This window comes from Nostoc sp. (genome assembly GCF_036917535.1).
Classification (GTDB): domain Bacteria; phylum Cyanobacteriota; class Cyanobacteriia; order Cyanobacteriales; family Nostocaceae; genus Nostoc.
In genome coordinates this window covers 1-21,953 of sequence record NZ_JBALDA010000062.1, presented here as the reverse complement: position 1 = coordinate 21,953, position 21,953 = coordinate 1, and the positions used below count along the sequence as shown (strand labels likewise).

Genomic DNA, 21,953 nt, shown 5'->3' with positions numbered 1-21,953 from the left:
CTAATTTTGCCGTTCTCCCTTTTCCAAAGCTTCTTCTACTAAATCATCACTGACATCAGTTACAACTTCAGTCTGAGAATTACTAACTTCTTTTGCTGACTCTATAAAATCATTAGGATTGCCAGTTGACTGAGTTTGAGTTTTTGTCTGTTGTGGCTGAGAGGTTTTCTGATTAGGTGCAGTGGCAGTTTCGGCTGCTGTTGCACCTTTACCTGTGCGATCAACTTCACTCACGCTGAATTTTTGTGCAGCTGCATAATCAGAATCATAATCCACCGTTGGCACTTTTTCCTCACCACTAGCTATGCTTTCGGCAGCTAACTGTGCATCCTGACTGGAATCTTCGGCTTCATTTAAATTGGGCTTTACTTCTTTTTCAGCCATAATTAAAACCTTAGGTAAATTTTTTATTGCTTATCTTAAACAATCATAGCAAAGCAATTCGCTACTTTATTGCTTCCTATAGAGAGACTTTTACCTCTATTAAAAGGTAGATTAAAGCTGGAATTTCCAATAAATTTAACTCCTTCTATCGATAGTAGAATCTAATTGTCAAACTCTGGTAGCAATTAGTTTGGCCTATTAAATAATTTTGGAGACAAAAATAATGACTGCAAGTTACGACAAAAATATTTCTCAAGCTCAGAGTAATGAAACTCAAAAATTGGTGGATGCGTTTAACGCCTTAGATACCGATGCTAAATTAGCCTGGTTCTATTTTGCTTATAAAAAAATGGGTGATTCGATCACACCAGCTGCTCCCGCTGCGGCCGAACCAGAGTTAGCACCACTTCTGCTAGGAGATTATTTTAAATTATCCAATGAGGAGCAACTAGAAATTATGCGGGATATTGTTAACCGCAAAGACACAGAATATTCTCATGCTTATGGGGCGATAAAAGAAAATAATCAACTGTTAGTTTGGTATGCTTGGGCAGTAGCTATGGGAGATACAGTGGTTGGAATGCCAGCTAGCTACCAGCCAAGTAAGGCAATTAACGATCTGCTTTCCGAAATTGAAGGACTTGATTTTGAGGAGCAAATGTCAGTGTTTCGGACAATAGCTGGTGAAGTAGGTTACACCGATATTAAGCCGATCGCAACGCAAGCAGAAACAGGGAAAACCTCAAGTTTGTAATCAGCTTTGGTGACTAAAAGTCGCTCCTACACAAATTAAAGTCCGCACAGGCGGACTTTAATAACCTATGAGACAGCTAACTGACTCAAGTCGGCTGGAGTGAGGTTGGAGTGTACTACTTGACCATCACGGAACCAAACGATGCGATGAGTTTGACGAGCGACTTCTGGTTCATGTGTCACCACCACAACTGTGATTCCACTGGCATTGAGTTCGCCAAAAATATCTAAAACTTCTTGGGTTGTGCGCGAATCAAGTGCACCTGTGGGTTCATCGGCGAGAAGTACTACGGGACGATTGACGATTGCGCGTGCGATCGCCACTCTTTGTTGTTGTCCACCAGATAGTTGAGTTGGTTTGTTGTTGAGGCGATTTGCTAAACCTACTCGCGTCAAGGCAACTGTTGCGCGATCGCTTCTTTCTTTCGGATTCACATTAGCATAGACCATTGGTAACATCACATTTTCTAATGCTGTGAGTTGGGGTAATAAATGAAATTGTTGGAAGACAAAACCCAGCTTTTTGTTACGGATGTGTGCCAAGGATTTATCATCCATTTGCGCCACATCAATATTATCTAAGTAATAATGTCCGCCTGTGGGTCGGTCTAGACAGCCGATAATGTTCATAGCGGTGGATTTACCTGAACCAGACGGCCCCATAATTGAACAATATTCGCCCTCGTGGATAGTCAAATTCACATCGTTAAGTGCTTTAACTTCAGTTTCGCCACTGCCATATATTTTAAAGATATTCTCCAAACGAATAATTGTTGATTTAGGAACGGGATTAGGAAGTAGAGAATCGGTAATTGAAATAGTGTTTGCCATAAAGCAATACCTTTGCCAAAATAAGAGCCTAGAAAAATTTTGGCTTGCACTGGCAAAATTACCTATACATAAGCGTTTCGCCTAAAAGGTAGTTTGTCATCTCAAACCCTTATACTGTGCTCAATACGTTAAAAAACCTTGTGGTCAACCTTAAAGGAATTTTTGGAACTTATTGTTTTTGCCAAACCTCACAGAACAGCAAGTTAATAGTGAAAGCGTCATCAACTCACCCTCGTAAATTGGCGAAGGTATTGTTAATGCGGAGGTATATAGATGAGTATAACTGCTGAGGAGTTGTTGCAGCGATATGCTGCTGGGGAGAGAGATTTTGCTGGAGTCAGTCTGAGGAAAATTGTATTGGTTAATGCTAATTTGAGAGGAATCAACCTGTCCAATGCTGACTTGAGTTTTGCTAATTTGATTGCTATCAAGTTGACTGATGCCAATCTGAGCCAAGCCGATTTCACCGGAGCCAATCTTACTGGAGCCAGATTGGACAGAAGTAATTTGCAAGGGGTTTCCTTTGAATGTGATGCTGTAGGGGCTATTTTCGACCAAGCTGATTTGCGAAGAGCTGGAATGTATAGAGCCCTTTAATTCTGTTTTTCATCTCCTCAAATGAACATGGTAGGGTTCATGGATTCTTTCTTGACGAGATTTTTTACATTGTTTGGCTAGACCCAAATCATCTGCTATACGCCGTAAAAAATTAATTAAGGAATCATTGCTACCTTAATTACTTTACGCGCCTTCATCTCAGAAAATACCTGTTCTAAATCTTTTAATGGTCGTTGTTCGCTAATAAGTAATTCAAAGGGAATTTTGCGACTAGCTATGAGTGCAAGGGCCGAGCGCACATACTCTGGTGTATTATGAAACACGCCTTTGATCGTAAGTTCGTTATAGTGTACCTGTTCAGTACTGACGGTAATGCTGGTATCTCGTGGACATCCACCGAATAAGTTGACTGTTGCACCAGGACGAGCACAGGCGATCGCAGTTTCCCAAACACTTGGGACACCAGTGGCTTCAATTACTACATCTGCACCCCATCCTTGGGTAAGTTCTTTCACTACACTGGGAATTTCTGGAATTTGATGATAATTAAAAGTTTGGGTTGCACCCAATTTCTGACCAATTTCTAGTCTATGGTTATTACCTCCCCACAGTAAAACCTTAGCTTTCTCGCTCAACGCCGCCACAAACATCAACCCGATCGCTCCATCTCCTAAGACAACTACTTTATCTTGAGACTTAATATTTGAACGCGCTACACCATGTAACACACAAGCTAAAGGTTCTGTCATCGCTGCCAATTCCCACGGCAATTCATCGGGAATCTGCAACAAATTATGCTCAACGATCGGTGCAGGAATTTTTAGGTATTGGGCAAAAGTCCCATTATTCCATGTCAAATTTGGACATAGGGAATATTCTTGGCGTTGACAAAAAAAACATTTTATGCATGGGGCAGAATTATTAGCAACAACGCGATCGCCTACTTGCCAATTTGTCACCCCTGCACCCACAGCAACAATTCGCCCAGCCGCTTCGTGACCAAACAGCGTTGGTGGTATTAGCATCCTGGCATGACCACCACGCCGCCAGACTTTCAAATCTGTACCACAAGTTGTTGCTGCCCCTACTTTGATCGCGACTTCCCCAGCCGCTGGAGTAGGGTCAGGAACTTGCTCTAGGCGTAAATCTTCTTGACTATAAAGTAACGCTGCTAACAAAACTTTAAACCTATCAATTAGCTCAATCCGATTTTACCAGTCGGGGCTTATTGATAGGTCTAAACTAAATCAGTATTGATTTTTAGTAGATTTTATATATTGAAAAACTAACTATTCACCGCTGGCTGAGGAACCACTCCGGTGTTTCGGGTTTCCACATTAGGCAGGCGAGTTGTAGTTAATAGCGGTACTTCTTGTCGGCACGACAGGCAAAACCAATATAGTTCACCATGACGGGCATGACGCAGAAGGGAACCAGCGCAGCATGGGCAGGTGTTAGCTCTCGTACTCATACCAATATTCTCCTTAAAAAATTGTTGTTTTAAGCTGATTAAAAAAGCAGTTGATTAAAACTGAATGTTAGCTGCATGAATGCGGCCATTCGATTCTATGCGGTCTTTAATAATTTGTCTGTAAATAGCTTCATATCCGTTAACCATTTGGCTAACACTAAAGTTGTTTTCTACGTGTTTTCTACAGGTTTGACGATTGAGTTCCAAAGCTAATGGAATCATTGCTGCTATTTCTGCATGGCTATTGCAGATAAAACCTGTTTCACCGTGGGCAATAACTTCAGGTACAGAACCTAAATTTATGGCAATCACTGGCGTACCAGTTGCCATTGATTCAATCATTACTAACCCAAAAGGTTCTTGCCAGCTAATGGGGAAAAGAGTTATGGCAGCATTGCCCAAAAGTTCAGTTTTTTCAGTGTGGTTAATTTCACCGAGATATTCAATTTGCTGACCATCTATGTGGGGGACAATCTCTTGTTCAAAAAACTCAGAGTATACTGCATCAACCTTTCCTGCCATCTTCAAGCGCCAACCACTCTGTTTAGCAATGGCGATCGCATGTTGCGGGCCTTTATCTGGCGAAAAACGACCTAAAAATGCTAAGTATGGAGGTTCTAACGGTTGGGCTACAAATGGATAATCTGCTAGCTCAATTCCGTTATAAACAGTGCCAACATAATTAAGATCGATTTGACGCTGCGAGTTACTAATGCTGATGTATGGTTGCTTTTGGTAGTAGCTATATGCGTGACGGTTGTCAGTTGTAAAATTATTGTGCAGGGTATGGACTGTAGAAGTTACTGTTATCAAACTCGCTAAAGGTAATGCCGACATTCCTACATGAGAATGGATAATATCAAATTGGGCAGCATGTTGGTAAACTTGGCTTAGTTCTAACATTTCATACACTGCATACTCTTTCACGTTTGGGTCTAAGCGCAATGCACGTGGATAAACTGCTTCTAAATGAGCCAAAGTTTGAGAATCGCCAGAGGCAAATAAAGTTACCTCATGACCGCGACGAACAAGTTCATCAGTCAAGCGACTCACTACCAGTTCGATTCCTCCATAACTAGGAGGTGGAACCCTTTCCCATAAGGGGGCAACTTGAGCGATTTTCATAAATTTTTCTGGTTCAGTCTATGAAATTGTCCTCAATATAATGAGTGACATCATTATTTTATGAGTAAAGAGCATTTGTACTTACTCTTTTGACATTTAAATTAACCTAACAGGCTAATAAAAGCGCAATAACGATTAACCGTACCGGAAATTTTCTACCGACAAATTTAACGGACGATCGGCAAAAGTCTACTCTGAGCTACACTTATAACCTATAGCTAATCTATTAGTTGTTGCATCTGTCTTGGGGATCATAAAGAGGTAGAATGTTTTGTAGCAGAACTTACAAAATTGAATACTTTGTAGCTGAAACCACTAAAATGTTTAATGGGATCAAGTCATTAAAGCTTCATTTAAAGGTAATTGGGAAATATAACAGAAATTATAAATATTAAGTAATTGTACAATAATTACATAATTTGTAATTAGTAATTTACAAAAATCCTGATAATTAACTAATGAAAATCGCCACTTGGAACGTCAACTCAATTCGCACTCGCCTTGAACAGGTTATCGATTGGCTAACCCTAAATCCCGTTGATGTTCTCTGCTTGCAAGAAACCAAAGTTGTGGATGCTGAATTTCCGCGATCGCCTTTTGAGCAGTTAGGCTATAACCTTTATATATCAGGACAAAAATCTTATAACGGTGTAGCCTTGATTAGCCGCCAGCAACTCCTCAATGTCAGTAGCGGGCTGAGGGCGATTTTACCAGATTTACATCACGAATGGGACGAGCAAAAGCGCGTGATTACAGGTGTAATTGATGGTGTTCGGATTGTAAACTTATATATTCCTAATGGCGCAGCTGTAGGAACTGAGAAATATGAATACAAACTGCGTTGGTTAACAGCGCTACACGAGTATTTGCGATTGCTGGTGTTGTCAGAATCTGCAATTTGTGTTTGCGGCGACTTCAACATTGCCTTAGAAGATAAGGATATTCACGAGCAAGTGAGTACAGAAAATCACATTATGGCAACAGAAACAGAGCGCCAAGCCTTACGGGATATTTTGAAATTGGGATTTGCTGATGCTTTTCGCAAATTCACCACAGAAGGTGGAAATTATAGCTGGTGGGATTATCGTTCCGCCGCTTTCCGTCGTAACTTAGGTTGGCGAATTGACTATCACTATCTCACGCCCATTCTGTATGAGCGTGCGACAAGTTGCAGCATTGATATTGCACCCAGAAAGTTAACTCAACCTAGTGACCATGTGCCAGTTATTGTGGAATTTTGAATAAGGATTGGGGCATTGGGCATTGGGCATGGGGCATTGGCTCCCCAATGCGTTGGGTGGCTTTACCAACTTAAAACAACTGGCGTCATTGGGCATTGGGAAAAACTTGCTGCAACTTCTCTATACTCTTTTATCCCTTATCTTCATACCCCATATCCCATGCCCTATGCCCAATCCCCAAATAATCAATTTAACGGCTTATATATATCCTCAGAACTAGGATTAAGATAAGGACGCTGCAAATCTATTAGATGCCGCGCAAAGTGTTGGTCAATCGTCCTCATCCGTTCCTCCATTGCATTTTTACCTTTTTGCCAAGCTTCCAGTAAAGCATTAGCGACAATTTGGCAACGGTTCATCCCAAAACTTTCTTGTGCTGCAAATTTTTGGGTTGGTTCTTCGGCTAAACCTAACCCTGGGGCTAAAAATTTGGTAAACAAAGGAATTTCGGGCTGGAAATGAAATTGATTTTTGATATAAACAGTCTGAAGGATTGCGCGGATTGCTGGATAGTCAGGGAGTTCAAAGTAAAGTAGCCCCGAATCATAGCGTCCATATGCACAAGGGTTGTGGAGAACCTGAAAGCTAAAGGGAATCGAGGCTGCATTTAGTTGCAGCGTCAAGCTTTCCATGAGAGCGATCGCACCAGATGCCGTAAAGTTAAAGTAGATTCGCCCTGCTCCTAAATCGGCGTCTGGGTTACTCTGCCGTTCTTGTCCGACATTGCTAACTGCTAGGTAACAGCTGTTTTGCAGTCGATTTTTAGGCATCCAGATTGCTACCATATCACCCACTTTGGTAGATTTCTTACTGGATTGTAGATGGCAATCTGGCTCAACATAAAGTGTTAAACTGCCTTTAGTCACCGCGATAGTCCCATCAGGTTCTTTGCGTAACACCTGCCATCGAGGGTCAAAGTAACCTATGCCGTGATTACTGGCGTGCAGTTGTTCGTAAAAGTCCCAGTCAATCTCCAAAATAGAATTATCTGCTAAATTATGCTTTTGCGGGCGATTAATATTATCAGTATTGACTGCTAAAATACTTTGCAGGGAGCCATTGTAATAGATTCCATAGAGAAAATTTCGTAGTAGGAGAGTAAGATACTTCTGTTGTAAATCTACGGAATTTTGCTGAAATCTATCGGCTATTTTAGTCGGCAGAGTGAAGGGTTGATAATTAGGATGGTAAATACAAAAATTGGACTCAATCTGGATATTCTGAGCAATATCAAATAGAGAATTTAGTGATTGATTGATAGAGGAATTTAGCATTAATCCATTCAAAAATCAAATTTTAAAAAATAGAATTCAGAAGTCAGAATTTAGAATTTAATTCTGTGTGAATTGTGCAGTAGCGCGGTTTTAATTTTTGGTATTAACAACCACGTAGCTGAGTTTTTTCGTAATAAATCCGAAGTAACTGCTGTTCCTTTACAGGCTGAGGAAATTTATGAATCTTTGCCATAGAATTCATGATTTCTGTCTCTGATATTCCAAAGATGCTCAGTACAGCTTGTTCTGGCATTACAAGTAAACTTTTAGCTACTTGCAGCATACAGATTTCAGCATTATTAAAGTGTTTTTGGCACGTAATCATATCTTGAATTTGATGAATTAGTGCCAGCCCCGCAAACTGGATAGCCCGCGAAATAAAGTCATTGCAGTATTCCAAAATCATCGGGAAAGCATTTATATAAGCCCTAATTAAGGCAATAATTGAAGGTTGTAAAATCTCTAACGGTGTTAATGCCAAATGTAGAGATTCTTCTAGCTCAATGGTGGGGTCTACAACCAGACTCTTAAGCCAAATTCCTAAATAGCTTGCCAGTAAAGTTCCTAAATCAAAGGCTGGGTCTCCCCAAGAACAAGCTTCCCAGTCAATTAGTCGTACAAGACAATTGTCTAGTTGTTGCCATCTGGAATGAACCAAAATATTGTTCAATTTCAGGTCGTTATGAGTTAAGCAGCAAGGATTCCAGCTATATGCCAAATCTGCGATCGCAGATGACAAACTCTCGTATTGTTGATAGAGAACATAGAATTTCAGTGCATCTGTGGGAACAGTCCCAAAAATCTCCGGCCCAATTGACCCTACCCCTTGAGCTGGATTGTAAAACCCATAGCGAAACTCTCCTTGGGGAGCAGTTGCCATAAAATCCCGATATTCTCGGCGGTTGTAGGTAGCGCGATGCAGTCCCGCCAAAGTTGTGCCGATGGCAGAGGCAATTTCTTGTGGAAAAATCTCATTATTGTGGTAGAATGTCGCAAGTTCTAAATATTCACTCAAGTAGCTACGGACGAGAATCGAATTTTCTTCGTCAAAATGCACTACCAATGGCGCGTGGTTTACCGCCGTAGGCATTGCTGAAGTATTACCTAGAACTGGAAACTGTTGTAGCAACTGGTGAAACAGCCACTCCTGAAACAATTCATGAGGCGCACCGTCATTGTTGTTAACCTTACGTTCTTGTTTTAGGAGCAGTTGGCGGTTATCTGCTAAAGTCACTAGTAAATTGAAATTGTTCTGACTACTTTTTGGCAACTCAGATTTGTCTGATGGGCCATCTTCTGAGCTACATATACCCGCGTCTTGCAGATACTGGATAACGTTATGAGAAGACAGTGATAATACCATGTATTATTTCCTACTTCATTAAATTACTTAAACTTATCGTGTCAAATTTGCTTGATCTTAAGAGTTTTCAGTAGATAGGAACTAATGCAAGAAAAGAGATGTGAATAACAATAAAGATTTCTACAATCTACTAATATCCCATATTTGGGAGAAAAACCTGCCAAAATGGCACCAAGTCCTTTGCAATTCCTTTAAAATTTGCTCCAAGATACCTTGACATCTTTACACTTTATCAGCATAGTTACTTAGATACATCTACAGTAAGTTTTGTGGTAGAGCCTTTTTTTGGTGGCAAAGAAGCATCCCCAGCAAAAAACTGATTGGCAGCAGAAGTTATTTGATATTTAGTAGTTATCCTCAAAGCAGCGAAGAATTTTAGTAATCCTTCGCGGTACGAAGCACGCGATTCAATACTATTACTTTTATTTATCATCACAAAGCCAAAAAAACCGGAGTTTTTCGGCAATTAATAATTATTTTTTGATTTAATTTTCAGAATTGATGTCTGGAATGCTGATTATCACGTTATTTTTGTCACCTACAAATTGTAGATGACTATGGGCGATCGCAAACAAAGCTACATGAGTGCATCTTATGAAACTGTACTTTAACCAAGGTGCAAAATTGCCTTAGCCAGGGGTAACAAGTCACGGTAATATAAATGTACTAATAGAATCAAAGCAGGGTAAAGATGCCATACCAAAAAAAACAGGAGGGTAGTTATTGCCTAGAGACTAATGCTACTTAAAACCACAAATTGATGCACCATCACCGCCAATGCCAGCATACCCAAAATCATCATTAATCCCGCAGGCATAAACTTGCGTGTTTTTGCCAATCGAAATGCAAAGAAAACTACTAAAACAGCAGTAACTAACACTGCTAAAATCGCACCCCAGGTTTGTCCTTGGAGTTGAAAGTAAGCGGCAAATATTAGTAATAAACCGCTAATGCTACCACTTAAGAGTGAAACTCTACTTGTAGCTTGAATATAGCCAATAATACCACCAACAATTGCTAATATACCGTAGGCAAAAGCAGCAACTATACCTAAATTCATTGTTAAAACCTATGTAGACTTTGACTTTACTGCCAGGGTCAGCAGACAATTTACCATAGCTATTTAGCTATACCACATAGTTGATTGATGGATAATCTAGCGATACCAATGGCAAGTACTTCCTTATATGCAAAGGTTCAATATCTCCAGCGCCAAGCAGCCTCACTCTTACTGTACCAGTCTGTTCTCCAAGGGGAAGTCGGAATGGCATTTTTGGAACTGTTGCAAGCTATACGTTACACTAACACCGATGCACAGGGTTGTCTCCAAGCGTACGGCAGTTACTTCCACGCTTTAGCTGCTAGAAATCAAAACTGGGAAGACTATTTAATTACTCAACTTCTCTTCTGTGAGAATCCCTTTACAAGACTGGCGGGAGTGCGAGAATTTGAAGATTTGCCGCCAGCTTTAGTAGCAGCAGTTCAGCATGATTTACAAATATTGCAAAGTCTCTATGAATGTAGCAGCGCTTCTTTGAGCGAGTGGGTACAAGACGTAGCTTATATGCCGATTTCACCAATAGTGTGGTATAAAGAGCAAGAATTGGTAGCGGTAGAGACAAAGTTCGCTACATATTTACAAGAGTTAGATAATTGGGGTGATGCTGTAGAAGAGTTAGCAGCTTATTATCGGCAATGTGGCTCTGGTTTATTTGCAGAATATCGCGCTTTACGCTGGCAATCTGGGCAGTTTATCGGTATCCGCTATTCTGACCCGGTTAAACTGAATGCGCTTGTCGGTTACGAATCTCAAAAAGATGCTTTGCTGAAAAATACAGAGTTTTTATTATCAGGAGAGATGGCACTGCATGTATTACTTTACGGTAGTCGCGGTTCTGGCAAATCTTCTTTAGTGAAATCTTTGTTGAATGAATATAGCAATCGCAGCCTCCGTTTATTAGAAGTGGCAAAATCTGATTTAAAAGACTTACCAAAAATTGTGGAAAGTTTACGGGGTGTATCACAAAAATTTATTATCTTTGTAGATGATCTTTCATTTGAAGAAGATGATGATGCCTTTAAAGCCCTCAAGGTAGTTTTAGAAGGTAATTTAACAGCGCGGCCTCAAAATGTAGTGGTGTATGCTACTTCCAATCGCCGCCACTTGATTCGGGAGTTTTTTGTGGATAGACCTACCCCCAAGGATAACGAGGAAATCCATGCCTGGGATACGATGCAAGAGAAGCTTTCGTTTAGCGATCGCTTTGGTTTAACCTTGACTTTTGAACCAGCCAATCAGAAAACTTATTTAAAAATTGTACAACATCTAGTGACACAAGCTGAAATTAATATTACCCAAGAAGATTTGGAATTTCAGGCATTACAATGGGCAACTCGTCATAATGGTCGTTCTGGACGTACAGCACGGCAGTTTGTTGATTTTTTAAAAGCCGATTTAACACTTTTTAATACAGGTAACAATACATCCAATACGTAGTATGAAATTTTATTGATGATTGTACTTTTTTATGATTTACACAATAATGTTATGCACTAGTAAGTAAAATTAGATATTTGAGAACGATTACGATCCTAAAGTTAATAAAAATGCTTTGTTTCACTAAACCAATTAATTAAGTATTTTATATATGTAAATAATTTTGAATTAATAATTACTATGAAAGCTACTTATTCAGATAATTTAACTACGCTAAAAACCAGCAATATGCAATCAGTAACGATCAGCAATCGATTTATACTAGTAATAGTTGCCTTTAGTGTGAGTTTTGGTCTTAGCCTTGTTCCAAGTTGGGATTTTAATAAAGCCTTTCTCACAGGTGTAATTACTGCCGTTACTATCCATACAACAGCATTATTCATAGACAAGCGACGCAGAAATTATGAAATGTTTGTTTTAGGTTCTCTCCGCAAACGAATTAAAGATATGGAGGGATTAAAGGCTCGTGTTGTCAGAGAAATAAATCAAATTGAAGAACATCATAATCTACTCTATACTGAATCGCAACAGTTGCAAAATCAAGTCATAGAAAGCCGTAGTCAAAGAGATAGTCTACATCGAGAATTAAGAACATTTGCAGGACAAAAGAAGCAATTAGAAACAGAAGTTAACAGCTTGCAATCTGAAATTAATAATTTGCAGAACAATCAAACTGAATTGAACAATGCTTTTTCTATCCTCACAGCAGAGAAGCGCCGTTTAGAGTCAAATTGTAATGTATCTCGTGCTGAAATCACCCAATTACAAAGTCAAATTTCCGAGCTACAACACGAAAAACAAGAAGTTGAAAGTAATTTAACTCTTTTAGGCAGACTCAAACCCCAATTAGAAGAAAAATTATACGAACTACGAATTGCAATTCAAGAACTAGAAGTTGAGATAAACCAAAACAATCAATTGCTTGTAGCAACGAAAACCGAAAGAGAAAATATCCAAGCTATCCTGAATTCTTCACAAACCCAACTAGCAGAACACAAAGCCGAATTACAGCAATTACAAGGACAAGTTTCATTATTGCAACAAGAACGAGACTCATTACAAAATCAAATATGGGAATTACTACAACAAGTAGAAACATTCAGTCCACAGCCTTTGTCTAATAATTCCCAAGAAGGTAATATTGAGTTATTTCCATTTTCGGAAATAATTGAATCTTCAGATGTCATTGATACTTTGAAAGTTGAGACATCAGAAAACATATCTGAAGAATGGATTAATTTTCTCGCAAACCTTCCAGGACATGAGTTACAAGTATTAAAAGCTATAGTTGAACAAGATAATCCCAATAATACTATTAAAAAAATTGCCGAAGCAAATATCACCATGCCAAATTTATTAATCGATTCTATAAATAAACAGGCAAATGATACTATTGGGGAATTAATAATTGATTCAAATTTGGAAAGTCCAAAAGTTTATCAGGAGCATATAACAGATGTCAAAAAAATGATTGTGATGTATGAAGGCCTCATGGCCAGACATACTTCGTCAAATTAAATTGTTATTGCCGTCGTAAGATTTAGTAATAAGGTGATGTACCTTACCTACTTACTGCGTGCTTCTGCGTTTAGAATAAAGTGAAGTGTAATACATGGCAAAGCTCAAAATCTCGAAGAAAATCTCCACTGCTTTAATCAATTCCCTTGGTGCGGGGGTAGTACCAAGAGTGGGAGTTGAATATATCGCAGTAGGTCGAGAAAAAGAACTAAAAAGCCTATTACAAAATCTCGATGATATTGCAGAAGGTGTCGCAGCATTTCGCTTCATAATTGGTAACTACGGTTCAGGGAAAAGTTTTTTACTGCAACTAATTCGCAATCGAGCGATGGAGCAAGGTTTTGTAGTAGCTGATGCTGATTTATCTTCTGAACGTCGATTAGCTGGAAGCAACAATGAAGGTGTAGCCACCTATCGAGAATTAATGAGCCACCTAGCTACAAAAACTCGTCCTGATGGTGGTGCTTTAGTCTCTATTTTAGAAGGATGGATTAATAAAATTCAACAAGAAGTGGTTAAAGAAACTGAAATGCGTCCGAATGACGATGGTTTTGATGACCAAGTTGAATCAAAAATTAGGGAAGTAGTTCAGTATATTGAAGATTTAGTTCACGGTTTTGATTTTGGTAGCGTGATTATCGCTTATTGGCGTGGCTACCGATTGGATGATGATAATTTAAAAAATGCAGCGATGCGCTGGTTAAGGGGAGAATTTACTACTAAAGTTGAAGCGAAAGCAGCTTTAGGAGTACGGATAATTATTGATGATGATAGTTGGTATGACTATATAAAACTATTTGCGAAGTTTGTGGCTGAGATTGGCTATAAAGGACTGTTAATCTTAGTTGATGAAGCCGTACATTTATATCAAATATCTACCACCGTTACACGAGAAAAGAATTATAATCGACTCCTGGCAATGTTTAACGATACTATGCAGTGTAAAGCAGAATATCTTGGCATTGTTGTTGGTGGAACAACTAAATTTCTAGAAGACCCAAAACGGGGACTTTTTGCAGACCAAGCTTGGCAAAGACGCACAAAAGAAAGCCGTTTTATTGCCCAAGCTAATGTTCAGGAAAATTTAGGGCCAGTGATTCGGCTAAATCCATTGAGTGAAGCAGAAATATTGACGCTTTTGCAACGTTTAGCTGAGATTCATGCACTCAATTTTAGCTATGAACAAACTTTGACAAATCGTGAGTTGAAGGAGTTTGTGCAAGAAATTATTAATCGCTTGGGTGCAGAAGCATTACTTACACCAGGGGAGATTGTGCGAGATTTTATGAGTGTGTTAAATATTCTTCACCAAAATCCAGGAATTGCGTTTGCTGAATTAATTCATGGCTCTAAATTTAAACCGACTGCTGTGGGTAAAGATGCAGATGTGGATGAGGATGATGCCGCCGAATTTAGTTTGTAGTTAATAATCAAGACATTGAGCCTAGAACATTATTTAAATCTTCAGTTTTATGTGACACTTCGCAAAGTTTGTAAACTCCTCCAGATTTAACTTGAGAGGGTCAACATGATTAAACTCTGGTGACTCATATCGTCATCTGTGTGATGCCATTTCAAGGACTAATGAGTAAATCTCTAACATAAGTCGAAATCTCTCATCAAATTCATCTTTTTTCAGGATTGATTAAAATAGCTTTTGGTTGATTAGCATTAAATAGAGAAGCAGACAACAGAATAATCGGTTTGTTTGTTTGGTTTTCTCCATAATGAACTATTCCGACAGATTCAACTAAAGAATCTCCAACTGTAAGCTGTATAGTTCTCCCTTTTTTAAGAATCAATACTGTGCCGTTAGCTTTCGTTACTTTAGCTTCTCCTTCCACAACAGTAAAAGTTAAAGTTCCCGCTTCTACTCGTCCAATCTGCATTCCCGGATGAGTATGAGTAGGGAGTTTTGCTCTTGGTGCGATGGTATAGCGTACAAGTTCAAGAATCTGCTTTTGATCTTGAGTAGGATAACCACTCGCTAAAACTTCACGGGTAACAGATTGAGTGTAAGTATTGGCTGAGGAGATTTCTTGACTTTTAACAACTACACTGCCAAAAGCTAGGATAGCTAAAGGGAGAATCAAAGACAGTTTTCTCATATTAAAAGTTTTTTGTTTGGGCAATACCTTTAATTAAATCATTTTGTGTTTCGTTTGTCTAATTACTTAACTTGCCAGTACTATTCAGATAATTTTTTGAGGCATTTTGAACCTCATCTGTCCTTTTTGGATTAAGTTAAATGTACTTTTCGTCTGCTATTTTGAGACAGTTTTTGAAGACATATTTAAAAACTATTTCATCTTTATCAAGATTACTAACAAAACATCGAATTAATTAAAGCAAGGTTTAATCGCGATCGCACCAACAAAATCATTCACTAATACCTTTTGGAAACAACCGATTCAAGTCTAATAATGCATCTTCAAATCCAGGAATTACCACTGACTGATTCGATAAAGAAATCTGCTTGCTAAGATAGCTAAACTTATTTTGAGCATTTTGATATGGCTGGCTGTGGCGCTCAAGTTGACTATCTGGTAAATTCACAATCCAGTAATGAGAAATTCCGGCTTCTGCATACAAAGACAGCTTGGTTGTTTGATCGTAATCTAAAGTTTTATCCGAAATTTCAATCACTAACAAAATATCTTCGGGATAGGGGTGATGAGCAAGGTAATTTTCATCTCTTCCTCTTGCAATGACAACATCCGGCTCAGGCTCACTCTGATTAGGAAGGGTGATCGGATCTTGTCCACGGATGACTGCTCGATCGCCTAGAAGCCGATCCAATTGACGGCACAGGATAGAACTACAAACTGTATGAGGTGTTCCCTTTGCTGTCATTTGAATCAGTTCCCCTCGAATTAATTCAATATGATTGGCCTCTGTGAGAAATCCGAGTTCAATCAATCGATGGTATTCAGCGATCGTAAATCGCTTAGGTGTCACAATATTCATGAGACATCCTTACTAATGACACTGAATTCTACTTTTACTTGTACATTAACAGAGATTACAGCAATTTTCAGGTAAATAGACCATGCAGTAGGGGTATAGCATTGCTTATTGGTGTCAACTTAAGGTGAAAGCGAGTAAGCGAAGCGTTAACCTTGGCAGTTAAAACTTCATTAACGGAGTAAAAAAACTCGTCTAATCACTTAACTTGTCAGCGCTATTGAGATAATTTTTTGAGTATATTTTGAACTTCATCTGCTCTTTCTGGATTAAGTTCAATGTACCTTTCAGCCGCTATTTTGAGATATTTTTTGAATATCTCTTGAGAAACTATTATTTCATCTTTATCCAGAAAGCAAAAGCGAACTCCTTCAAACATATCATCCTCATCTTCGCAAGGAAATTCACACATGGCATATTCACTACCATAACCAGTACCTTCAAGAAGATAATTTAATGCATCAGGGAAAGAGATACCCACTATTGCATTAAAGTATGACTTAACTATCCAAAGTGGATCGGTTGTATAGTCTACGCCGTCAAATAATTCTTTGAGCATAAAAAATAAGATGCGTTTTCCCTGAAGATTAAACTGGCTGCGTTGTTTACCGCCGTAGGCATTGCAATGCCTCAAATTGCTGCCAACAAAGGTACAATGCACGCGGTACATGAAAACATCCTTTCCATTTGCCGCCTTTGAGGTTCAACAATACTTCTCCACGACGATTGAGATAGCCAAACCATTCACCGTATTCTGAATCAGCAAAGTGTGACCAGGCGTAATCGTGCATCTTTTGATACCATTCCCAACACACCTCACGCCCTGTCAGCCGATAGCCCATTGCTAATGCAACCAAAGACTCTAGATGAACCCACCACAGCTTTTGATCCCATTCCAATTGTTGTGGGGGATGACCATCTGCATCCATAAAGTAATACAATCCGCCGTATTCGGTATCCCAAGCAAAATTCAAGATGTTTAGCACCACATCAACGGCTTGGTTAATAGTTTTGGTATCGTTTTGGCGACGCGCGATGTCCATGATAAACCACATCGCTTCGATACCGTGACCTGGATTAATCAGTCTTCCCTCAAAAGAATCTATGTGGGAACCTTCAGGGGCAACGTTTTCGTACATTAGTCCCCGTTCTGGGTCGAGAAAATCGCTCATCACTTCGCGGACTGTCTCAGCTAGGACATTCTGTAGTGTTTCTTTTGGCAGCAACGATTCCATTTCTAGAGTCAGGTTGGCTAAAATCATCGGTACAGCCAATGATTTCATCGGGCGTGTGCCAGGATAGGTCTTATTATATTTGCCTTTTGGGTTATCTTTACGGCGTAATACGTTGTTGTAAGCTTGCATCGCTACATCCTTTGCCCATTCTTCGCCGCCAGCGAGTGCATATTGACTAAATGCCATCGCCGCAAAGCAATCAGAAAAGATATTGTAAGGGTGAACCAATGGTTTCCCTTCACGGGTGAGGGCAAAGTACCAGTTACCATCGCTATCTCTGCCATGTTGGGCAAGAAAATTAGCGCCGTTGCTGGCAACTTTCAACCAGTTTTCGCGCTTTTCTAGCTGGTTGTAAAGCATAGAAAAAGTCCACACCTGGCGGTTTTGCAGCCAGATGAATTTGTCTGTATCATAAATTTTGCCTTTACGATCAAGGCAGGTGAAATAGCCGCCTTGCTGCCAATCAAGAGAATATTTTTCCCAAAAGGGGAGTACGTCATTGAGGAGGGCGTTTTTGTAAAGTTCAGCGTAGGCATAGCCCGCCGGAGGCATCGCTTGAAAATTATACTCCATAAATTTCCTCCCCTTTTGTACCAAAACCAACAGCTTAACAGTTATCATATTTTGACTCGAACATCGAGCGTAGGTAGGCGTAGCCCGTCGTAGACATCGCGTCAGTCTTTTACAAGATTTAGTCAGCAGCAAGTATACTTCTATCTTGTATCTTGCAGCATTTTCAATAACTGTAGGGTAGTTTTTTAGATATGAGGTTGTTATGAGTCAGATTGAACGAGTTGCGATCGTTGGAGGAAACCACGGTAATGAGTTAACAGGAGTACATTTAGTCAAAAAGTTTCAGCAATATCCTAATTTAATTAACAGGGCAAGTTTTGAAACTCTGGCATTACTTGGTAATCTCAAAGCTATTGAAGAAGGCAAACGATACATTGACAAGGATTTAAATCGTTGTTTTACTAATCAAGGCTTACAAAATACCCAACTCTCAAGTTATGAAGATACACGGGCAAAAGCAATTCAACAGATATTGCAACCACAAAATCAGCCTTTTGTAGATGTAATTATTGATTTGCACAGCACAACTGCCAATATGGGCTTAAGTCTGATTTTTTGTGATCTGCATCCTTTATTGCTTCGATTAGGTGCTTATTTAAGTTATATAAATCCTTTAGTGAAAGTCTGTATTAACCAGGAATCAAAAGAAAATGGTTTTCTCCGTTCTTTGTGTGAATTGGGTTTTGTTATAGAAGTTGGGGCTGTAGCTCAAAATGTTTTAAACAGTGAATTATTTCAGGAAACAGAACAGCTTATTTATGCAGTTTTAGATTATTTTGAAGAGTGCAACCAGGGGAATGTTCCGCAGACAAGCAACCACCTTACACTTTATAAATACATTAAGACTATCGATTATCCGAGAAGCGAATGCGGAGAAATTCAAGCCATGATTCACCCCCAGCTTCAGTTTAGGGATTATAAACCTTTGCATCCAGGCGATCCAATGTTTCTGACTTTTGAAGGAAAAGATATTTTCTATGAGGGTGAGTCTACTGTTTATCCTATTTTTATTAATGAAGCAGCTTACTATGAAAAAGGAATTGCAATGTATTTAAGTCAAAAGCAGGAAGAAATAGTTTAATTTGTTCGTCCTTCTAACCAAGACTGCAAATCAGCCAAAGTAGTAAAATTGTTCTTTAGTTATTTTTATGATAATTAATAGTAAAATGCCATATTTTTATTCTTTAACAATTTTAACTGATTGACAAAATGTGCTTTATTTTAACCTCTTACCGATGGTCTTGATCTCGTTTTTCATACTGATTTCACGCAATACGCTGTGGGAGGGCACAGCTAACTATACACTCCTACAAAGGACTTTAAGAAAGGAAACGATATAACCCTAAGTGAGTAGGGTAAAATGTTGGATATATTTATTAACCTCGTTGAAAACCCTTTGCTGGCTTTTGTTGCCCCTTACCCTTGGGCTTAGATTTGTTAACTTCTCCTAAAGCTTCCTGAAATAAGTTATGCAAATGTATGGGTACACTGGCAATGTCTGGCAAGTCTGGCTCAATAGGTTTGTAGAATTCTTGCAAAAGTGCATCCAAGTCACTTTCAAGCCTAAACTCTGGACGTTGTAAAAATGTTTGCAACACATTTTCTAATTGAGTTGGATACTGTTGCGCTAATCGATGCCAAATAAAAGCATTAATACTTTTATCTTCAAGGTAGTAGCGAATTAATTTTTCTGCCCCTTGCACACTTTGCCAGTCCTCTGCTGATAAAATTGCTTGTACTTTACTGTATGTTGGTAAAAACATTTGTCCCCAACGGGGATGAGAAAGAGCCGTTACCTGTTCTGCTTTCTTGAGTTCAGCAGGCAAATCAACCTTTGGCATAACCATTTTGCTCTTGCTGCTTTTGCTGTTAAACATCTCAGAGACTACGTTGGAATCTGCACCAAATTCTTGTGCGGCTGCTTTTATTTCATCGTCGCCAATTCCAGCTGCTTCTGCTACTTCCGCAAGAGATTTAGAAGTATCAATTCCTGCGGCTGCAAAGGTTTTTTCCGTAATTACTTCTTGAAATTCCGCTATTTTTTTATTAAGCTGGTATCCAGGTAGTGTGATTTCATCAGTGCCAAAAAAGTCCACAAACTGCTGATGATATTTTTCTACTGACTGCCAAGCTTCTTCTAGCAAGTCTGGAGCATCGCTGTAAAGATTACTTTTATAGTTTTCTTTGAAATTACCAATTGCTACGGCAAGTTTTGGTTTACCTAATTTACCCATTATTGTGTAGGAACCAGAAAACATCCAGAAGCTATCAGTAACGGGAGAAATGCGAGTTAGTAAGATTTCTCCGACTTTCAAGCGAGATATTGCCTGTAATGTTTGAGTATTGTTTGGCTTGACAATGTAGCGTTTATCTGTCAACCAGTTTGTCAATTCAAAGCCATCAGGTAAAATATCAGTGATGGCAAATAAGCCAATAAAACTATGATGCCAACTGTTTATCAGGCTGCAATCGCTTTCTGCTAAATCTGGATGGCTTTCGATAAACAACTCTAATGGAGACTTATCACCGACTTTCCCGGCTGTCAAAAAGCTATCGATGGTTAAGTCTTGCTGTGTACTGTCACCACTTCCACGACGCAACTGTTCTGCGGCATAAGTTTCCAGTGCTTGTGCCAGTTCGCCTTCAGCATCAAGGACAAAATCAACTAAGGCTTGTTTTAATTCGTGCGATCGTTCTAATATGGCATCCACAAGTTAATCTCTCGGTGCAACAGATGTAAATTATAGCCTTTGAGAGAATTTCAGCATCTAGCTATTGCTAGATTTATGGAGATGCACACTTAGCAGAATAGGTTTGATCGTACAGGCATACTACAGCCTATATCTGGCACAGCCAGGTTATTGGGATTAAATCCTTGGCGAAATCGGCGCGAACTAGCGTAACAGATTGGGGTGATGTTTGAACCGACATTCCGCAGGTTAGCTCAACATAATAGATAATATCTCTGACAGGCGATCTAAAAATCGCTACGGCAATTAGCTGGTTTCTGCCACGAACTATGAAGCGTGTTTGTAGGCGTATAAGCTGTTAGTACAATCTCTCCTTTTGCATTTCTCACCCACCCTTGCGCTTCCACAATCGGCGCTGGTGTCGGGTTAGTTGCCTGAGTAGAAATATCTGTACTAACGAGGTTTTCACCCCTTGGGTCGAGAGTTACCCAATCTGCCAGAACTGCATTAGGAGAAAGAAGGTCATAGGGATTGCGGGGTAAACCGCCACGTCCAGTGATTGTAAAACTGCTTTTATTTTGTGCTGTGCGCCCTTGACAGACTTGCGACACTTGAGTATCAACTGGTACGGCTGGTAAGTTAATTAATAATCCTCGATAGGGGTCAACATCAAGCGTGTTGATTTCTACAGTGCCGCTTAAATTAGGTTTTATTTGGGAAATTGCTGTAATATCATTTGTCATAAGGTGACGCGTGTCTGAATCAGTAGGGCGCAACCTTTTAAGGTCTTTGCTAGTTAGTGACGCAATTCCAAAAATCTTAGTAGCGTTGATTGTGACTGTTCCCCCTTTACCATTGTAGGCATTGGCGGTGATGTCGCTGTTTTCATTTGGTTTAGCGACGATGAAGCCATCAGGGACATTGATGGTGATATAACCTCCGTTTCCACCAGCCCCTTTAGTGCCTGCTGAAGTAGAAATTTCACTTTTGCGGCGCAGTAGCAATAAGTCCTGCAAGTTCAGCGTAATATTGCCACCATCACCGGAGTTAGCTTGCCCAATGAGTCTACCTTGATTATCCAATTTGATAGAATGAGCAGTGATTTCCAAATCACCTGCCTTTTTTGTGCCTTGACTGCTCACATTTATGTCACCTTTTAAGACATTTAATTCTTCAGCCTTTACTATGATGCTTCCCCCATTTCCAGTAGACTCACCAGAAGTGGAAGCTGAAATTCTTGCTCCATTTTGAACAATCAATTGCCCAGTTTCAATCCTTAACTCTCCGGCATTTCCAGCGCCTTGTGTTATGGTAAGCAAGCCACTGGGATTATTTTCTGGCGAAGTTCCAATCAGTTGGATAGAGTCCCTTGCATTGACAAACAAAGTTCCTCCCCCTCCAATAGATTCTTTATAAGTGGAAGCTGAAACCTGCGCCCCATCTTGAATAATCAACTGCCCAGTTTCAATCTTCAAT

Annotated in this window: 21 protein-coding genes and 1 pseudogene; 7 read left to right on the top strand and 15 right to left on the bottom strand. The window is 39.5% G+C overall.

The genetic code is table 11. The features are described 5' to 3' along the window. Positions 1-384, bottom strand: coding sequence for a hypothetical protein (locus V7K56_RS20200; RefSeq protein WP_334912921.1), 384 nt, complete (start codon positions 382-384; stop codon positions 1-3). 223 nt (positions 385-607) lie between these two features. On the opposite strand from V7K56_RS20200, the gene V7K56_RS20195 reads away from it, so the two are divergent. Then, positions 608-1,138 (top strand): orange carotenoid protein N-terminal domain-containing protein, encoded by a 531-nt coding sequence (locus V7K56_RS20195; protein WP_334912919.1) that lies wholly within the window; start codon positions 608-610, stop codon positions 1,136-1,138. A gap of 65 nt (positions 1,139-1,203) precedes the next feature. On the opposite strand, the gene V7K56_RS20190 is transcribed toward V7K56_RS20195, so the two are convergent. Next, complete coding sequence (locus tag V7K56_RS20190) at positions 1,204-1,968, bottom strand: ABC transporter ATP-binding protein (RefSeq protein ID WP_334912917.1); 765 nt, start codon at positions 1,966-1,968, stop codon at positions 1,204-1,206. 273 nt (positions 1,969-2,241) lie between these two features. On the opposite strand from V7K56_RS20190, the gene V7K56_RS20185 reads away from it, so the two are divergent. Then, the gene (locus V7K56_RS20185; protein WP_334912915.1) at positions 2,242-2,565 is read left to right on the top strand and encodes a pentapeptide repeat-containing protein; all 324 of its coding nucleotides are present in this window, start codon (positions 2,242-2,244) and stop codon (positions 2,563-2,565) included. 116 nt (positions 2,566-2,681) lie between these two features. Here the strand turns inward: V7K56_RS20185 and V7K56_RS20180 are convergent, their stop codons facing one another. From V7K56_RS20180 to V7K56_RS20170, 3 genes are all read right to left on the bottom strand, one after another. Continuing rightward, complete coding sequence (locus V7K56_RS20180) at positions 2,682-3,704, bottom strand: zinc-dependent alcohol dehydrogenase (RefSeq protein WP_334912913.1); 1,023 nt, start codon at positions 3,702-3,704, stop codon at positions 2,682-2,684. Between the two features lie 107 nt (positions 3,705-3,811). After that, positions 3,812-3,997, bottom strand: a complete 186-nt coding sequence (locus V7K56_RS20175; RefSeq protein WP_334912911.1) for a hypothetical protein — start codon at positions 3,995-3,997, stop codon at positions 3,812-3,814. 54 nt (positions 3,998-4,051) lie between these two features. After that, the gene (locus tag V7K56_RS20170; RefSeq protein WP_334912909.1) at positions 4,052-5,122 is read right to left on the bottom strand and encodes a glycosyltransferase family 4 protein; all 1,071 of its coding nucleotides are present in this window, start codon (positions 5,120-5,122) and stop codon (positions 4,052-4,054) included. A 458-nt stretch (positions 5,123-5,580) separates the two neighbouring features. On the opposite strand from V7K56_RS20170, the gene xth reads away from it, so the two are divergent. Next, positions 5,581-6,363, top strand: a complete 783-nt coding sequence (gene xth, locus V7K56_RS20165) for an exodeoxyribonuclease III (protein WP_334912907.1) — start codon at positions 5,581-5,583, stop codon at positions 6,361-6,363. A gap of 185 nt (positions 6,364-6,548) precedes the next feature. On the opposite strand, the gene V7K56_RS20160 is transcribed toward xth, so the two are convergent. The 4 genes from V7K56_RS20160 to V7K56_RS20145 form a co-directional block, all read right to left on the bottom strand. Next, positions 6,549-7,637: a T3SS effector HopA1 family protein gene (locus V7K56_RS20160; RefSeq protein WP_334912905.1), complete on the bottom strand. Its 1,089-nt coding sequence runs from the start codon at positions 7,635-7,637 to the stop codon at positions 6,549-6,551. 103 nt (positions 7,638-7,740) lie between these two features. Next, positions 7,741-9,000: a phosphotransferase family protein gene (locus tag V7K56_RS20155; RefSeq protein WP_334912903.1), complete on the bottom strand. Its 1,260-nt coding sequence runs from the start codon at positions 8,998-9,000 to the stop codon at positions 7,741-7,743. 241 nt (positions 9,001-9,241) lie between these two features. Next, positions 9,242-9,433: a hypothetical protein gene (locus tag V7K56_RS20150; protein ID WP_334912901.1), complete on the bottom strand. Its 192-nt coding sequence runs from the start codon at positions 9,431-9,433 to the stop codon at positions 9,242-9,244. A 294-nt stretch (positions 9,434-9,727) separates the two neighbouring features. Beyond that, positions 9,728-10,060, bottom strand: coding sequence for a TMEM14 family protein (locus V7K56_RS20145; RefSeq protein ID WP_334912899.1), 333 nt, complete (start codon positions 10,058-10,060; stop codon positions 9,728-9,730). Between the two features lie 87 nt (positions 10,061-10,147). Here V7K56_RS20145 and V7K56_RS20140 point away from each other — a divergent pair, with 87 nt between their 5' ends. The 3 genes from V7K56_RS20140 (at position 10,148) to V7K56_RS20130 (ending at position 14,438) form a co-directional block, all read left to right on the top strand. Beyond that, a complete protein-coding gene (locus V7K56_RS20140) occupies positions 10,148-11,497 on the top strand; it encodes an ATP-binding protein (RefSeq protein ID WP_334912897.1) in 1,350 nt (449 codons plus the stop codon). A 228-nt stretch (positions 11,498-11,725) separates the two neighbouring features. After that, positions 11,726-13,015 (top strand): tellurite resistance TerB C-terminal domain-containing protein, encoded by a 1,290-nt coding sequence (locus tag V7K56_RS20135; protein WP_334912895.1) that lies wholly within the window; start codon positions 11,726-11,728, stop codon positions 13,013-13,015. 94 nt (positions 13,016-13,109) lie between these two features. Then, complete coding sequence (locus V7K56_RS20130; protein ID WP_334912893.1) at positions 13,110-14,438, top strand: ATP-binding protein; 1,329 nt, start codon at positions 13,110-13,112, stop codon at positions 14,436-14,438. Between the two features lie 202 nt (positions 14,439-14,640). Here the strand turns inward: V7K56_RS20130 and V7K56_RS20125 are convergent, their stop codons facing one another. From V7K56_RS20125 to V7K56_RS20110, 4 genes are all read right to left on the bottom strand, one after another. Next, positions 14,641-15,123 (bottom strand): cupin domain-containing protein, encoded by a 483-nt coding sequence (locus tag V7K56_RS20125; RefSeq protein ID WP_334912891.1) that lies wholly within the window; start codon positions 15,121-15,123, stop codon positions 14,641-14,643. A gap of 271 nt (positions 15,124-15,394) precedes the next feature. Continuing rightward, positions 15,395-15,982 carry a Uma2 family endonuclease gene (locus V7K56_RS20120; protein ID WP_334912889.1) on the bottom strand — a complete coding sequence of 196 codons (588 nt, stop codon included), beginning with the start codon at positions 15,980-15,982 and terminating at the stop codon, positions 15,395-15,397. 214 nt (positions 15,983-16,196) lie between these two features. Then, positions 16,197-16,538 carry a ribonuclease toxin immunity protein CdiI gene (gene cdiI, locus V7K56_RS20115; protein ID WP_334912887.1) on the bottom strand — a complete coding sequence of 114 codons (342 nt, stop codon included), beginning with the start codon at positions 16,536-16,538 and terminating at the stop codon, positions 16,197-16,199. A 46-nt stretch (positions 16,539-16,584) separates the two neighbouring features. After that, on the bottom strand, positions 16,585-17,787 hold the full coding sequence (locus V7K56_RS20110) for an AGE family epimerase/isomerase (RefSeq protein WP_334912885.1): 1,203 nt from the start codon (positions 17,785-17,787) through the stop codon (positions 16,585-16,587). 202 nt (positions 17,788-17,989) lie between these two features. Here V7K56_RS20110 and V7K56_RS20105 point away from each other — a divergent pair, with 202 nt between their 5' ends. Further along, on the top strand, positions 17,990-18,868 hold the full coding sequence (locus V7K56_RS20105; protein WP_334912883.1) for an aspartoacylase: 879 nt from the start codon (positions 17,990-17,992) through the stop codon (positions 18,866-18,868). 295 nt (positions 18,869-19,163) lie between these two features. On the opposite strand, the gene V7K56_RS20100 is transcribed toward V7K56_RS20105, so the two are convergent. Further along, positions 19,164-20,498 carry a hypothetical protein gene (locus V7K56_RS20100; RefSeq protein ID WP_334912881.1) on the bottom strand — a complete coding sequence of 445 codons (1,335 nt, stop codon included), beginning with the start codon at positions 20,496-20,498 and terminating at the stop codon, positions 19,164-19,166. A gap of 266 nt (positions 20,499-20,764) precedes the next feature. Then, positions 20,765-21,953 (bottom strand): annotated as a pseudogene (locus V7K56_RS20095) (S-layer family protein); the annotation flags it as partial.

What these genes read in the sequence shown, in the direction of transcription:
- V7K56_RS20200 (WP_334912921.1), bottom strand. Translation starts at nt 384, where the DNA reads ATGGCTGAAAAAGAAGTAAAGCCCAATTTAAATGAAGCCGAAGATTCC.
- V7K56_RS20195 (WP_334912919.1), top strand. Translation starts at nt 608, where the DNA reads ATGACTGCAAGTTACGACAAAAATATTTCTCAAGCTCAGAGTAATGAA.
- V7K56_RS20190 (WP_334912917.1), bottom strand. Translation starts at nt 1,968, where the DNA reads ATGGCAAACACTATTTCAATTACCGATTCTCTACTTCCTAATCCCGTT.
- V7K56_RS20185 (WP_334912915.1), top strand. Translation starts at nt 2,242, where the DNA reads ATGAGTATAACTGCTGAGGAGTTGTTGCAGCGATATGCTGCTGGGGAG.
- V7K56_RS20175 (WP_334912911.1), bottom strand. Translation starts at nt 3,997, where the DNA reads ATGAGTACGAGAGCTAACACCTGCCCATGCTGCGCTGGTTCCCTTCTG.
- V7K56_RS20170 (WP_334912909.1), bottom strand. Translation starts at nt 5,122, where the DNA reads ATGAAAATCGCTCAAGTTGCCCCCTTATGGGAAAGGGTTCCACCTCCT.
- xth (WP_334912907.1), top strand. Translation starts at nt 5,581, where the DNA reads ATGAAAATCGCCACTTGGAACGTCAACTCAATTCGCACTCGCCTTGAA.
- V7K56_RS20160 (WP_334912905.1), bottom strand. Translation starts at nt 7,637, where the DNA reads ATGCTAAATTCCTCTATCAATCAATCACTAAATTCTCTATTTGATATT.
- V7K56_RS20155 (WP_334912903.1), bottom strand. Translation starts at nt 9,000, where the DNA reads ATGGTATTATCACTGTCTTCTCATAACGTTATCCAGTATCTGCAAGAC.
- V7K56_RS20150 (WP_334912901.1), bottom strand. Translation starts at nt 9,433, where the DNA reads ATGATAAATAAAAGTAATAGTATTGAATCGCGTGCTTCGTACCGCGAA.
- V7K56_RS20145 (WP_334912899.1), bottom strand. Translation starts at nt 10,060, where the DNA reads ATGAATTTAGGTATAGTTGCTGCTTTTGCCTACGGTATATTAGCAATT.
- V7K56_RS20140 (WP_334912897.1), top strand. Translation starts at nt 10,148, where the DNA reads ATGGATAATCTAGCGATACCAATGGCAAGTACTTCCTTATATGCAAAG.
- V7K56_RS20135 (WP_334912895.1), top strand. Translation starts at nt 11,726, where the DNA reads ATGCAATCAGTAACGATCAGCAATCGATTTATACTAGTAATAGTTGCC.
- V7K56_RS20130 (WP_334912893.1), top strand. Translation starts at nt 13,110, where the DNA reads ATGGCAAAGCTCAAAATCTCGAAGAAAATCTCCACTGCTTTAATCAAT.
- V7K56_RS20125 (WP_334912891.1), bottom strand. Translation starts at nt 15,123, where the DNA reads ATGAGAAAACTGTCTTTGATTCTCCCTTTAGCTATCCTAGCTTTTGGC.
- V7K56_RS20120 (WP_334912889.1), bottom strand. Translation starts at nt 15,982, where the DNA reads ATGAATATTGTGACACCTAAGCGATTTACGATCGCTGAATACCATCGA.
- cdiI (WP_334912887.1), bottom strand. Translation starts at nt 16,538, where the DNA reads ATGCTCAAAGAATTATTTGACGGCGTAGACTATACAACCGATCCACTT.
- V7K56_RS20110 (WP_334912885.1), bottom strand. Translation starts at nt 17,787, where the DNA reads ATGGAGTATAATTTTCAAGCGATGCCTCCGGCGGGCTATGCCTACGCT.
- V7K56_RS20105 (WP_334912883.1), top strand. Translation starts at nt 17,990, where the DNA reads ATGAGTCAGATTGAACGAGTTGCGATCGTTGGAGGAAACCACGGTAAT.